The organism is Streptomyces sp. R28 (genome assembly GCF_041052385.1).
GTDB lineage: Bacteria > Actinomycetota > Actinomycetes > Streptomycetales > Streptomycetaceae > Streptomyces.
In genome coordinates, this window is record NZ_CP163439.1 from 7996630 (window position 1) to 8011849 (window position 15220).

General features: G+C 70.2%; 4 protein-coding genes. All 4 read left to right on the forward strand.

The window, feature by feature from the left end:
• Nucleotides 1-23: 23 nt before the first annotated feature.
• The 4 genes from AB5J49_RS35645 to AB5J49_RS35660 all read left to right on the forward strand — a co-directional run bounded on the left by AB5J49_RS35645 (nucleotide 24) and on the right by AB5J49_RS35660 (nucleotide 15216).
• The gene (locus tag AB5J49_RS35645) at nucleotides 24-2846 is read left to right on the forward strand and encodes an AAA family ATPase (RefSeq protein ID WP_369172967.1); all 2823 of its coding nucleotides are present in this window, start codon (nucleotides 24-26) and stop codon (nucleotides 2844-2846) included.
• Between the two features lie 43 nt (nucleotides 2847-2889).
• Nucleotides 2890-3438, forward strand: coding sequence for a YceI family protein (locus AB5J49_RS35650; RefSeq protein ID WP_369172968.1), 549 nt, complete (start codon nucleotides 2890-2892; stop codon nucleotides 3436-3438).
• A gap of 31 nt (nucleotides 3439-3469) precedes the next feature.
• The gene (locus AB5J49_RS35655) at nucleotides 3470-4378 is read left to right on the forward strand and encodes an ROK family protein (RefSeq protein WP_369172969.1); all 909 of its coding nucleotides are present in this window, start codon (nucleotides 3470-3472) and stop codon (nucleotides 4376-4378) included.
• Nucleotides 4379-4650: 272 nt separating this feature from the next.
• Nucleotides 4651-15216: a type I polyketide synthase gene (locus AB5J49_RS35660; protein WP_369172970.1), complete on the forward strand. Its 10566-nt coding sequence runs from the start codon at nucleotides 4651-4653 to the stop codon at nucleotides 15214-15216.
• Nucleotides 15217-15220: the final 4 nt, after the last annotated feature.

Here is a 15220-nt window from a genome sequence, read left to right on the forward strand (position 1 = left end):
ACAGTGGTGGCAGGGGTGAACGGGTGCGTTTGGTCGAGCGGGACGAACAGGTGCGGTACCTGGACCGCCTGGTGGACGAGTGCCGCGGACGGAAGGGACAGATCGTCCTCCTGAACGGCCCGGCGACGACGGGCAAGACCGAACTCCTGAGAGTGTGCGCGGACCGGGCGCCCGAGGACGTCCGCGTGCTCCGCGCGACCTGCTCGCGCGCGGAGCAGTCCCTGCCCTTCGGGGTACTCAGCCAACTGCTGCGCAGCAATGCCCTGCCGAGCGAACTCGCCGCCCACGTGGACCGGTTGCTGAGGGACGGGGCGACCGCGAACGCCCCATCCCGACCGGACCACGACGCCGTCGAAGCGGCGGTCGTGCGCATCGTCCACGGCCTCGGCGTGGCCGTCCTCGACCTCGCCGCCGAGACACCCCTGCTGATCGCCGTCGACGACGTCCAGCACGCCGACGTCCCCTCCCTGCACTGCCTCCTCTACATCGCGCGCCGACTCGGCTCGGCCCGCGTCCTGGTGGTCCTCACCGACGAGGCGGACTTCGAGACGCAGCACTCGCTGTTCCGCGCCGAACTGCGCCGCCAGCCGCACTTCCACCAGCTGCGCCTCGCACCCCTCACCCGCGAAGGCGTCGCAGCGGTGCTCCACGGCAGGGCCGGGACACCTCCCTCCGACGCCCACACGGACGACGCGACGCCCGGGGAGACCGACGCCTTCTTCCGCGCCAGCGGCGGCAATCCCCTGCTCCTGCACGCCCTCATCGAGGACCAGCACATCGCCGGCGCGCCCCGCCCCCAGGGATACGGACTCGCCCTGCTGAACTGCCTGTACCGCGACAGGCCCGCCGTGCTCCAAGTGGCCCGCGCCCTCGCCGTGCTCGGTGAAGAGGGCGGCGTCGACGAACTGAGCCAGCTGGCGGGGCTCGACACGGAAACCGTCAGCCGGGCCCTGCACGACATGGACGCCGCCGGCCTCATCGACAAGTGCTCCTTCCGCCACCCCGTGGCCCGCTCCGCGGTCGCCGACGACATCTCCCCGCAGGACCGCCTCGCCCTGCACCGCCGCGCCGCCCAGCTGATGCACGACCGGGGCGCACCCACGATGACCGTCGCCCGTCATCTCGTGGAGGCCAGGCACACCCACGGCCCCTGGGTGGTGCACGTCCTCCTGGAAGCGGCCGAGCAGGCGATGCTCGGCGAGGACCCGCGACTGGCCACCGAGTGCCTCAAACTCGCCCACCGCTCCAGCTCCGACGAACAGGACAGGCCGGCCATCAGAGCACGGCTCGCCCAGGCCGAATGGGAGCTCAGCCCCTCCGCCGCGGCACGCCACCTCACCCCGCTCGTCTCCGCCGTCCGCAGCGGCCGGCTCGGCCACGGCGACCGCCTCGTCCTCCTGCGGCACCTGCTCTGGCACGGCAGGACCGACGAGGCCGAGACCGTCCTCAGACACCTCAGGGGCACCGCGGGCGACCAACGGCCCGAATCCCGCGACGAACCCCGCGACATCGAAAGATGGCTGGCCGCCACCCACCCCCCACTCGTCCGCAGAAGCCGCCACCCCCTCACCCACGGCAGCGACATCGGCCACCTGCTCACCCCGCTCAGCGACCCGTGGTGGCGCTCGGCCGCCGACCTCGGTGACCTGATCACCCGCGGCCCCGACCAGCACGCCGCCGACCGCGCCGAGCAGATCCTCGCGGAGACCGGCGTCGGCCGCCGCAGCCCCTGGACCGAAGAGGCCGTCCAACTGGCCCTGTCCGTACTGATCTGCGCCGGACGCCCCGCCAGCGCCGCCGACTGGTGCGACCGGCTGAGCGACCCCGCCGCCCCCCGGCAGACCCCGGCGCGCACCGCCATCCTGGCCGCGATGCGCGCCGAAGCAGCCATCAGACAGGGCGACTTGACGGCAGGCGCCGACCACGCCCGACAGGCACTCACCCACCTCGCGCCCAAGGCATGGGGAGTCGCCGTCGGCCTGCCGCTGGGCAGCCTCGTCCTCGCCACCACCAGAACCGGCCACTACGAGGAAGCGGCGAAGTGCCTCACGCACTCCGCGACCGACGCCATGTTCCGCAGCCGCTACGGACTGCACTACCTCCACGCCCGCGGCCACTACCACCTCGCCACCAACCACCCGCACGCCGCCCTCGCCGACTTCCTGTCCTGCGGCGAACTCATGCGCGCCTGGGGCCTGGACGCGTCGGCGCTCATCCCCTGGCGCACCGGCACCGCCGAGGCCTGGCTGCGCCTCGGCAACCCGGACCAGGCCAAGCGCCTCGTCTACGACGAGCTGACCAGGGCCGGCGCCGACGACCCACGCGCCCGTGGCTCGGCGCTGCGCCTCCTCGCCGCGCTCGGCCCCGTCAGCAGACAGCCCGAACTGCTCACGGAGGCACTGGACCTGCTGGAGGACTGCGGCGACGGCTACGAACAGGCCAGGGTGCTGGTCGATCTCTGCCGCAGCTATCACGCACTCGACGAACACCGGCGGGCCCGCATGGTCTTCCGCCGGGCCTGGCACGTGGCGAAGCTGTGCAATGCAGGCCCGCTGAACAAGGAACTCATGGCGGCCTCCGGCGGCGTCGGCGGATTCGAGACGGCACCCGTGGGCGCCGACGGCATCACCTCCCTCACCGGCTCCGAACGGCGGGTCGCCGCACTGGCCGTGATGGGCTGCACGAACCGCGAGATCGCCGGGAAACTGCACATCACCGCAAGTACGGTGGAGCAGCACCTGACCCGCGTGTACCGGAAGCTCAACGTCAAGCGGCGAAAGGACCTTCCCGTGGACCTGCGCAACGACGGAGCCACGACCGAGCGGACGCCCCTCGGACGCCGCTGACCGATCGCACCCCGAACCGCCCCCCCCCAAAAAAAGGATTCACGTGCCGCACACCCCGGACGACCAGCCGACCACCCCCGCACCCGGCACCTACACCATCGACGCCGGACGCAGCACGATCGCCTTCACCACACGCCACTTCTTCGGCCTGGGCGCCGTACCCGGAACGTTCGCCCTCGCCTCGGGCCAGGTGCACGTCGATGCCGAGCCCACCCTGTCGTCGGCCACGGCCGTCATCGACGCCGACAGCTTCACGACCGGCAGTGGAACCCGCGACAAGGTCGTGCGCTCACCCAAGTACCTGGACACCGCGAAGCACCCCCACATCACCTTCGCCTCGAACGCCGTCCAGGACACGGGCAGCGGATACGTCCTGCGCGGAGAACTGACCGTCAAGGCCACGACCCAACCCGTCGAACTCGCCGTAGAACAGCCGGAATGCGGAGCCGAAGGAATCCGGTTCCGCGCCACCACCCGAATCGACAGGTACGCATTCGGCATAACCGTCGACAAGGGCATGACCGCCCGTCACCTCACCCTTTCTCTCGACATTCTCGCCGTACCCGCCGTCGGAAACACCTCCGGCGAATAGCGGCCGAGGGAAGCGGGCCATGGAGAACACGATGACATATCTGGGAATCGACATCGGCGGCACCAAAGTCGCCCTGCGCGCCGAGAACGGCACGCAATCCCAGGAAGCCGTGTTCCCCTGGCCGCGCCCCGGAAGCACCGCGCACGACGACCTGGACGCCCTCGCCACGCAGGTCCGCGCACTCCTCGCCAGCACACACGGGCCGGTCGCCTCCGTCGGCATCGCCATGCCCGCCACCGTCGACGGAACCGGCCGGGTCACCACCTGGCCGAACCGCCCCTCCTGGACGGGACTCGACCTGCGCGGCGCGCTCCACCCCCTGTTCCCCGGGAGCAGGGTCACCTGGGCCGACGACGGGGACCTCGCCGCCCTCGCCGAGGCCGACGCGGCCGGCTGCCGGGACCTCGTCTACCTCGGCGTCGGCACCGGCATCGGCGGCGGCATGGTCGTCGGCGGCCGGCCCTGCCCCGGCCCGGACCGCGGCTCCTGCGAAGTCGGCCACATGATCGTCGACAGCGCGGGACCGCGCTGCGACTGCGGCCGCCGAGGCTGCGTACAGGCCATCGCCTCCGGCCCGGCCACCCTGCGCAGAGCGGCCCGACTGCGCGGCACCGCCACGACCTTCGACGACCTCAGGCAGGGCCTGCGCGACGACGAACCCTGGGCCGCCGCCGCGGTACAGGAATCCTGTGCCGCCCTGGCCGTCGCCGTCGTCAACCTCAACGAACTCGCGCACCCCTCCCTGGCCCTGATCGGCGGCGGATTCGCCGACGGCCTGCCCGGATTCACCGACCGGGTGGCAGCCGCCGCGACCGCCCTCACCAGGCCCGGCCACCAGCTCGCCCCCGTACGCGCCGCCGCCCTTGGCGGGCTCTCGTCCCTGCGCGGCGCACTCCTCCTGGCCCGGGGTACGCACTCCGGGTTCGGGGTTCCCGGCTAGGGGGCTGCGGCAACCCCCTAGGGGTTGTCCGGTTCGATGCGCCACCCGTAGATTCCCCGAGTAGGGAGGATCATTTCGGAGTGCGCGGTGCTGCGAATTCACCGAAGAAACCACTCAGGTATTCCGGTCGGAACTCGCCAGTTGTGCCACTTCACGGGACCGAGCTCAATGACGCTCATTGGTGCCCATCGATGACGAATTGAGGCTCGTTGACGGACCGTTTGATGGTGGGCCGATATTCACCTGCTGACCGCCGCGACGGGTTGGGTTGAGTGGACAAAGAAGAGAAGCTCCGTGATTACCTGAAGAGGACGACCGCGGATCTGCGCCGCGCGCGACAGCGCCTGCGCGACATGGAGGCCGAGCAACAGCAGCCCATCGCCATCGTGGGGATGAGCTGCCGCTACCCGGGAGGCGTGACCAGCCCCGAGGACCTCTGGCAGCTCGTCTCCACCGGCACCGACGGCGTCTCCGGATTCCCGGACGACCGCGGCTGGAACCTCGGCGGTCTCTACGAGGCCGACGCGGGCCAGGACGGCAAGTCGGCCACCGAAGAAGGCGGATTCCTCTATGGGGCAGGCGACTTCGACGCCGGCTTCTTCGGCATCTCGCCGCGCGAAGCCCTGGCCATGGACCCGCAGCAGCGGCTGCTCCTGGAGGCGTCCTGGGAGGCGTTCGAGCGTGCGGGCATCGACCCGACGTCGCTGCGCGGCAGCCGTACGGGCGTCTTCGCGGGCTTGATGTACCACGACTACGCGGCCCGGCTCGGTTCCGTGCCCGACGGCGTCGAGGCGTTCATCGGCGTGGGCAACTCGGGCAGTGTCGTCTCCGGCCGCGTGGCCTACGCCTTCGGGCTCGAGGGCCCCGCCGTGACGGTCGACACGGCGTGCTCGTCGTCCCTGGTGAGCCTGCACCTGGCGGTGCAGTCGCTGCGCAAGGGCGAATGCACGATGGCGCTGGCCGGCGGCGTGACGGTGATGGCCACCCCCGGCACGTTCGTGGACTTCAGCCGCCAGCGCGGCCTCGCCTCGGACGGCCGCTGCAAGTCGTTCGCGGAGGCGGCGGACGGCACGGGCTGGTCCGAGGGCGTGGGCGTGCTCCTGGTGGAGCGGCTCTCGGACGCGCGTGCCAAGGGTCACCGGGTTCTTGCGGTGGTGCGGGGCAGTGCGGTGAATCAGGATGGTGCGTCGAATGGTCTGACGGCTCCGAATGGTCCGTCGCAGCAGCGTGTCATCCGGGCGGCGTTGGCGAGTGCGGGTCTGTCGGCGGCGGACGTCGATGCGGTGGAGGCGCACGGTACGGGTACGACGCTGGGTGACCCGATCGAGGCGCAGGCGCTGCTCGCGACGTACGGCCAGGAGCGCCCCGAGGGGCGTCCGTTGTGGCTCGGCTCGGTGAAGTCGAACATCGGTCACACGCAGGCGGCCGCGGGTGTCGCGGGCGTCATCAAGATGGTCATGGCGATGCGGGCGGGAGTTCTGCCCCAGACCCTGCACGTTGACCAGCCGACGCCTCAGGTCGACTGGTCTGCCGGGGCCGTCGAGCTCCTGACGGAGTCGATGGCGTGGCCGGAGACGGGTGCGCCGCGTCGTGCGGGCGTCTCGTCGTTCGGCGTCAGCGGCACGAATGCGCATGTGGTGCTGGAGCAGGCGCCGGAGGTTGAGGAGCCGGAGGCGGTTGCGGGTCCGGTGGTGGTGCCGGTGGTGCCGTGGGTGGTGTCGGCGAAGTCGGAGGCGGGGCTGGCGGGGCAGGTGGATCGGCTGCGGTCGTTCGTCGCCGAGCGTCCGGGCGGGGCTGAGTTGTCGCCGGTGGATGTCGGGTTCTCGCTGGTGACGACGCGTGCGGTGCTGGAGCACCGTGCGGTGCTGATCGGCGAGCGGGTCGTGGAGGGGTCGGTGTCGCCCGGTAAGACGGGTGTGCTGTTCTCGGGGCAGGGTTCGCAACGGGCGGGCATGGGTCGGGAGTTGTATGAGGCGTATCCCGTCTTCGCGGATGCGTTTGATGCGGTGTGTGCGGAGTTGGACCGTCATCTGGAGCGGCCTCTTCGTGAGGTGGTGTTCGGTGAGGGTGAGCTGCTGGATCAGACGCAGTTCACGCAGGCCGGGCTGTTCGCGCTTGAGGTTGCGCTGTTTGAGCTGGTGACGTCGTGGGGTGCGAAGCCGGACTTCCTGCTCGGGCACTCGATTGGTGAGTTGTCGGCTGCGTACGTCGCCGGTGTGCTGTCCCTTGAAGACGCTGCTGCTCTCGTGGCGGCGCGGGGTCGTCTGATGCAGGCGCTCCCGACGGACGGGGCGATGGTGTCGTTGCAGGCGGCGGAGGACGAGGTCCTGCCGCTCCTGGTCGATGGCGTGTCCATCGCCGCGCTCAACGGCCTGCGCTCCACGGTGATTTCGGGCGACGAGGCGGAGGTCCTCCGGATCGCCGCGCACTTCCAGGCCGAGGGTCGTAAGACCATGCGCCTGCGCGTGAGCCATGCGTTCCACTCGCCGCGTATGGACGGGATGCTCGACGACTTCCGTGCCGTGGCCGAAGGCCTGACCTTCAACGCCCCGCAGCTGTCGATCGTCTCGGACGTGACCGGCGAGGTCCTGTCGGCGGAGGAGATCCAGGACCCGGAGTACTGGGTCCGCCACGTCCGCGAGGCCGTCCGTTTCCTGGACGGCATCCGCACGCTGGAGTCCGCGGGCGTGACCGCGTTCCTGGAGCTGGGTCCGGATGGCGTGCTGTCTGCGATGGGGCAGGAGTGTGTCACTTCCGATTCCGGTGAGGGGCTTGCTTTTGTGCCCGTGCTCCGGAAGGACCGTGAGGAGCCGGGTTCGCTGGTCGCGGCGCTGGCCGAACTGTACGTACGGGGCATGGGAGTTGACTGGTCGGCGTACTACGCCGGCAGCGGTGCGCAACGGGTCGACCTGCCTACTTACGCCTTCCAGCATGAGCGCTACTGGCTGAAGTCCCTTCCTGCGGATGCCGTTGACGGTACGGGGTTCGGGGCGCGGCTTGTGGAGCACGCGCTGCTGGACGCGGTGGTCTCGCTCGCGGACGGGGACGGCTGGCTGTTCGCCGGTCAGCTCTCTCTTCAGTCGCATGCGTGGCTTGCGGATCATGTGGTGTTGGGTTCGGTGTTGTTGCCGGGTACGGCGTTTGTGGATCTGGCGTTGTTTGCGGGGGAGAGGGTTGGTTGTGGGGGGCTTGAGGAGCTGACGCTGGAGGCGCCGTTGGTGGTGCCTGAGCGTGGCGGGGTGTCGGTTCAGTTGTCGGTGGCGGCGGCGGGTGTGGATGGTCGTCGTGGGGTGAGTGTGCATTCGCGGCCGGCTGATGATGCCGAGGGCGAGTGGGTGTGTCATGCCCGGGGTGTGCTGTCGGCCGGGGCCGTGGGCGTGGGTGAGGGGCTTGAGGTGTGGCCCCCGCGTGATGCCGTCGAGTTGGAGACGGCTGATGTGTACGACCGTCTGGCGGATCAAGGTCTCGGCTATGGGCCGCTGTTCCAGGGGCTGCGGTCGGTGTGGCGGCAGGGTGACGACGTCTATGCCGAGGTCGCTCTGCCCGAGGGGACGGACGTAGACGGGTTCGGTGTGCACCCGGCGCTGTTGGACTCGGCGTTGCATGCGATCGGGCTCGCCGTCGATGGCGGACCGGATGCGGTCGAGGGTGGTTCGCCGGGTCTGCCGTTCGCGTGGTCGGGGGTGTCGTTGTCCGCGGTGGGTGCGCGGGTGTTGCGGGTGCGGATCGTGCGCTCGGGTTCGGGTGTGTCGTTGCTGTTGGCTGATGGCTCGGGTGCGCATGTGGCGTCGGTGGAGTCGTTGGCGTTGCGTCCGGTGACTGCTGAGCAGTTGCAGGGTGCGGGTAGCGGTGGTGTGGCTCGGGATGCGTTGTTCCGGGTGGAGTGGTCGGCGCTGGCTGTGCCTGCGGATGCGGATGCGGATGCGGGTTCGCGCTCGGGCTCGGGCGAGTCTGGGGTGCGGGTCGAGTATCTGAGTGCGGATGTCGCGGGTGATGTGGTTGCGCGGGCGCATGAAGTGGCTGGTCGTGCCTTGGAGTTGGTGCAGGGCTGGCTGGCGGATGAGTCGGCTGGTCAGGCGCGGCTGGTGGTGGTGACGCGGGGTGCGGTGGCCTGTGACGGGGCTGAGGTGCCGGATCCGGTGCAGGCGGCGGTGTGGGGTCTGCTGCGTCCGGCGCAGACGGAGAACCCCGACCGTTTCGTCCTCGCCGACCTCGATGCGGATGAGGGTGAGCCGTCGCGGGCGGTGCTGTCCGCGGCGGTGGCTTCGGGTGAGCCGCAGTTGGCGATCCGGCGCGGTGAGGTGTTCGTGCCGCGGCTGGCGCGGGTGGTTGTTTCCGCCGAGCGGCCGGTGCGCGATCTCGACGGTCAGGGCACGGTCCTGGTGACGGGTGCGGGTGGTGCGCTGGGTGGTCTGGTGGCTCGGCATCTGGTGACGGAGCGCGGCGTAGGTCACCTGCTGCTGGTGTCTCGGCGCGGTGAACAGGCTCCAGGTAGCCGTGAGTTGGTGGCGGAGCTGGAGGAGCTGGGAGCCGCGGTGCGGGTGGCCGCGTGTGACGTAGCCGACCGCGACGCCCTGGCGGCGGTGCTGGACGCCGTGCCCGCCGAGCATCCGCTGGTGGGTGTCGTACACACGGCGGGTGTCCTGGACGACGGCATCCTCTCCTCCCTCACCCCGCAACGCCTGGACGCGGTGTTGCGTCCGAAGGTGGATGCGGCCTGGCATCTGCACGAGTTGACGCGCGACTTGGATCTGTCGCTGTTCGTGTTGTTCTCCTCTGCGGCGGGTGTGTTCGGTGGTGCGGGTCAGGCGAACTACGCGGCGGCGAACGCGTTCCTGGATGCGCTGGCTGAGGTCCGGTGTGGTGAAGGGCTTGCGGGTCAGTCGCTGGCCTGGGGTCCGTGGGCCGAGGGCGGCATGCTGGGCCGGCTCGATGACGCCGACCTGCAGCGCATGGCACGGGACGGCGTGGTGCCGCTGGTCCCCGCAGACGGCCTCGCCCTGTTCGACGCGACCCACGGAATGGAGCAGGCGGCCCTCCTGACCGTCAAGCTGGACGTCCCTGCACTGCGTCGGCGCGCCGGCACGGGCACGTTGCCCGCACTGTTGCGGAGCCTCGCGCAGGGCAACCGGCGGCGCACGGCCAGTGCCGGTGGCAGCGGATCGACGCTTGCGGAGCGTCTCGCGGCGGTGCACCCGAGCGAACGGGCCGACTTGGTCGACGAGATGGTGAGGGCGCAGGTCGCGACCGTGCTCGGCCATGTGTCCGGGGACGTGATCGCGGCGGGGCAGGCGTTCAAGGAGCTGGGCTTCGACTCGCTCACGGCGCTCGAACTGCGGAACAGGCTCGTGTCGGCGACCGGCCTGCGCCTGCCGGCCACGTTGGTCTTCGACTACCCGACCCCTGCGGCGCTGGCTGACTTCGTGCTGGCCGAGGCGCTGGGAACCGCCGGCGAGACGGCTGTCGGTGCGGCGGTGGCGGCAGCGGACGACGAGCCGATCGCGATCGTGGGCATGAGCTGCCGCTACCCGGGAGCGACAGCCGGCCCGGATGACCTCTGGCGGCTGGTGGCCTCGGGAGGGGACGGGATCTCCGGATTCCCGACCGACCGGGGATGGGACGTCTCAGGGCTGTTCGACAGCGATCCGAGCCAGGTGGGCACGTCGTACGCCACCGAGGGCGGGTTCCTGTACGACGCCCCGCAGTTCGATGCGGGCTTCTTCGGGATCAGCCCGCGTGAGGCGCTGGCGATGGACCCGCAGCAGCGGCTCCTGCTCGAAGGGTCGTGGGAGGCCATCGAGTCCGCGGGGATCGACCCGGCCTCGCTGCGCGGCAGCAGCACCGGAGTGTTCGCCGGCGTGATGTACCACGACTACGCGTCCAGGCTGAGGACGGCACCGGACGACGTCGAGGGGTACCTCGGCATCGGGAACTCCGGCAGTGTCGTCTCGGGCCGCGTCTCCTACACGCTGGGCCTTGAGGGTCCGGCGGTGACGGTGGATACGGCGTGCTCGTCGTCGCTGGTCGCGCTGCACTGGGCGATCCAGGCGCTGCGCAAGGGCGAATGCACGATGGCGCTCGCGGGCGGCGTGACGGTCATGGCGACGCCAGGCACCTTTGTGGAGTTCTCGCGTCAGCGTGGTCTCGCGGCGGACGGTCGCTGCAAGTCGTTCGCGGCCGGAGCCGACGGCACCGGCTGGGGCGAGGGCGTCGGCATGCTCCTGGTGGAGCGGCTCTCGGACGCGCGCGCCAAGGGTCACCGGGTCCTCGCGGTGGTGCGGGGCAGTGCGGTGAATCAGGATGGCGCGTCGAATGGCCTGACGGCTCCGAATGGTCCGTCGCAGCAGCGTGTCATCCGGGCGGCGTTGGCTAGTGCGGGTCTGCAGGCGTCGCAGGTGGACGCGGTGGAGGCGCATGGTACGGGTACGACGCTGGGTGACCCGATCGAGGCGCAGGCGTTGCTCGCGACGTACGGTCAGGGTCGTTCTGAGGGGCGTCCGCTGTGGCTGGGTTCGGTGAAGTCGAACATTGGTCACACGCAGGCGGCTGCGGGTGTCGCCGGGATCATCAAGATGGTCATGGCGATGCGGCACGGTGTGTTGCCGCGGACGCTGCACGTGGATGAGCCGACGCCTCAGGTCGACTGGTCGGCGGGGGCGGTTGAGCTCTTGACGGAGCCGGTGGAGTGGCCGGAGACGGGTGAGCCGCGTCGTGCGGGTGTCTCGTCGTTCGGTATCAGCGGTACGAATGCGCATGTGCTGCTGGAGCAGGCGCCGGAGGTTGAGGAGCCGGAGCCGGTTGTGGGGCCGGTGGTGTTGCCGGTGGTGCCGTGGGTGGTGTCGGCGAAGTCGGAGGCGGGGCTGGCGGGGCAGGTGGAGCGGCTGAGGTCGTTCGTCGCCGAGCGTCCCGAACTGTCTCCCGTGGATGTCGGTTTCTCGCTGGCTACGACGCGTGCGGTGCTGGAGCACCGGGCGGTGCTGATCGGCGGCGAGCAGGTGGCCGTGGGTTCGGTGTCGCCCGGCAAGGCGGGTGTGCTGTTCTCAGGCCAAGGATCACAACGGGCCGGTATGGGACGGGAGTTGTACAAGGCGTATCCCGTCTTCGCGGACGCGTTCGACGCGGTGTGTGCGGAGCTGGACCGCCACTTGGACCAGTCCCTGCGTGAGGTCGTCTTCGACGGTGGTGAGCTGTTGGATCAGACGCAGTTCACGCAGGCGGGTCTGTTCGCTCTGGAAGTCGCGCTGTTTGAGCTGGTGACGTCGTGGGGTGTGAAGCCCGACTTCCTGCTGGGCCACTCGATTGGTGAGTTGTCGGCTGCGTACGTGGCCGGCGTGCTGTCCCTGGAGGACGCTGCTGCTCTCGTGGCGGCGCGGGGTCGTCTGATGCAGGCGCTTCCGGCCGGCGGGGCGATGGTGTCGTTGCAGGCGGCGGAGGACGAGGTCCTGCCGCTGCTGGGCGACGGCGTGTCCATCGCCGCGCTCAACGGCCCGCGTTCCACGGTGATTTCGGGCGATGAGGACGCGGTGCTTGCCATTGCCGCGTACTTCGAGGGTGAGGGTCGTAAGACCAAGCGCTTGCGTGTGAGCCATGCGTTCCACTCGCCGCGTATGGACGCGATGCTCGACGACTTCCGTGCCGTGGCGCAGGGACTGACCTTCAACGCGCCCGAGGTCGCCATCGTCTCCGACGTGACCGGCACGGTCCTGACATCGGCTGAACTCCAGGACCCGGAGTACTGGGTCCGTCATGTCCGTAAGGCCGTCCGTTTCCTGGACGGCATCCGCACCCTGGAAGCGGAAGGCGTGACCAGGTTCCTGGAGCTGGGCCCCGACGGAGTCCTCTCCGCGATGGCCCAGGACTGCGTCACATCCGGCTCCGGCGCCGAGGAGCTCACCTTCGTACCCGCCCTCCGCAAGAACCGCGAGGAGCCGGAGACCCTGCTCACCGCCCTCGCTCAACTGCACGTACGCGGCAAAGCAGTTGACTGGACGGCCTACTACGCAGGCACCGGCGCCCGCCGCGTCGACCTGCCCACATACGCCTTCCAGCATCAGGGCTACTGGCTGACGGATGACCGTACGTACGACGGCGACGCAAGTGGTCTTGGGCAGAGTCCGGACGAGCATCCGCTGCTGGGTGCGGCGGTTCCGCTGGCCGGGGGCGCGGGTGTGGTGTTCACCGGGCTCCTGTCGCCCGCCAGGTACCCGTGGCTCGCCGATCACCTTGTCAAGGGCTCGATCTTGTTGCCCGGTACGGCACTTGTGGATCTGGCGCTGCACGCCGGCGAGTACGTCGAGTGCGGATCGCTGGACGAGCTGACGTTGGAAGCGCCGCTGGTGCTGTCGGAGCGGATCGACACTCAGGTGCAACTCGTGGTGGGCGCTCCCGGTGACGAGAGCGGACGCCGGGCGCTGACCGTGTACTCGCGCCCCTCCGACGACCCGCGTGCCGAATGGACGCGGCACGCGGAAGGTGTGCTTTCGGTCGAGGCCGGGGCCGTGGGCGCGGGTGAGGGGCTTGAGGTGTGGCCCCCGCGTGATGCCGTCGAGTTGGAGACGGCCGATGTGTACGACCGCCTGGCGGCTCAAGGGCTCGACTACGGGCCGGCGTTCCAGGGGCTGCGCGCTGCATGGAGGCGCGGCGATGAGCTGTTCACGGAGGTGTCCCTCCCCGACGGCCTTGAGACTGGCGGATTCGGTCTGCACCCGGCGCTCTTTGACGCTGCCTTGCACACGATGGCCGTCTCGGATGCGGGATTCCAGGCTGACGAGGGTGGTTCGCCGGGTCTGCCGTTCGCGTGGTCGGGGGTGTCGTTGTCCGCGGTGGGTGCGCGGGTGTTGCGGGTGCGGATCGTGCGCTCGGGTTCGGGTGTGTCGTTGCTGTTGGCTGATGGCTCGGGTGCGCATGTGGCGTCGGTGGAGTCGTTGGCGTTGCGTCCGGTGACTGCTGAGCAGTTGCAGGGTGCGGGTAGCGGTGGTGTGGCTCGGGATGCGTTGTTCCGGGTGGAGTGGTCGGCGCTGGCTGTGCCTGCGGATGCGGATGCGGATGCGGGCTCGCGCTCGGGCTCGGGCGAGTCTGGGGTGCGGGTCGAGTATCTGAGTGCGGATGTCGCGGGCGACGTGGTTGCACGGACGCATGAAGTGGCTGGTCGTGCCTTGGAGTTGGTGCAGGGCTGGCTGGCGGACGAGCAGTTCGGGCAGGCGCGGCTGGTGGTCGTGACGCGGGGTGCGGTGGCCTGCAACGACGCCGAGGTGCCGGATCCGGTGCAGGCGGCGGTGTGGGGTCTGCTGCGTTCGGCGCAGACGGAGAACCCCGACCGTTTCGTCCTCGCCGATCTCGCCCCGGACCTGGCCGTGGAGCTCGAAGGCGATGCGGCATCACGGGCGGTGCTGTCCGCGGCGGTGGCTTCGGGTGAGCCGCAGTTGGCGATCCGGCGCGGTGAGGTGTTCGTGCCGCGGCTGGCGCGGGCCGTTGTTTCCGCCGAGCGGCCGGTGCGCGATCTCGACGGTCAGGGCACGGTCCTGGTGACGGGTGCCAGTGGTGCGCTGGGTGGTCTGGTGGCCCGGCATCTGGTGACGGAGCGCGGCGTACGCCACCTGCTCTTGCTGTCCCGGCGCGGTGAACAGGCCCCAGGCAGCGCTGAGTTGGTGGCGGAGTTGGAGGAGCTGGGTGCCGGGGTGCGGGTGGCCGCGTGTGATGTGGCCGATCGTGACGCTCTGGCGGCGGTGCTGGACGCCGTGCCCGCCGAGCACCCGCTGGTGGGTGTCGTACACACGGCGGGTGTCCTGGACGACGGCATCCTCTCCTCCCTCACCCCGCAACGCCTGGACGCGGTGTTGCGTCCGAAGGTGGATGCGGCCTGGCATCTGCACGAGTTGACGCGCGACTTGGACCTGTCGCTGTTTGTGCTGTTCTCGTCGGCGGCGGGTGTGTTCGGTGGTGCGGGTCAGGCGAACTACGCGGCGGCGAACGCGTTCCTGGACGCGCTGGCGGAGGTGCGGCGTGGTGAAGGGCTTGTGGGTCAGTCGCTGGCCTGGGGTCCGTGGGCGGAGAGTGGCATGCTCGGGCGCCTCGATGACGCCGAGGCACAGCGCATGGCCAGGTCCGGTGTTCCGCCGCTCTCGGCCGAGCAGGGCATCGAACTCTTCGACGCCGCCGGTGCGCTGCCGGAAGCCGTGCTCGTCCCCGTCCGGCTGGACTTCGCCGCGCTGCGGCGGCAGTCGGCGGGCAAGCCGCTGCCGGTCATGTTCCGCTCGCTGATCCGCAGGTCGGCCCCGCGCGCGGCCGACGGGCGCTCCGGTTCCGAGGGCGGCGGCGGATCATTCGTCGACCGGCTGCGTCCGCTGCCCGACGCCGAACGAGAGCGGCTCACCCTCCAGTTGGTGTGCGACCGAGTGGCCGAGGTGCTGGGCCACGCTCGGGGCGCAGACGTCAAACCCCATGACGCCTTCACGGAGATGGGCTTCGACTCGCTCACCGCCGTCGAACTGCGCAACCGGCTCAACGCCGAGACCGGCCTGCGGCTGCCCGCGACGCTGGTCTTCGACTACCCCACCCCGATGGTGCTCGCCGAGCACATCCTGGGCGAGGCCGCTCCGGCGAAGGCCGCGACCCGCTCGGTGCTCGCCGAACTCGACCAGCTGGAGGCTGCGTTCACCTCCCTGGACACGGCCGACGATGAGCCGCTGGCCGAGGTCACCGCCCGGCTGAACGCGCTCGTGGCCAAGTGGAACGAGGCGCGCGGACAAGCGGTGACGACGGACGACGTGAGCAACACCCTCGACACAGCCTCAGACGACGAGCTGTTCGACTTCATCGACAACAGGTTCGGCAGGTGACTCG

What these genes read in the sequence shown, in the direction of transcription:
- AB5J49_RS35655 (WP_369172969.1), top strand. Translation starts at nt 3,470, where the DNA reads ATGACATATCTGGGAATCGACATCGGCGGCACCAAAGTCGCCCTGCGC.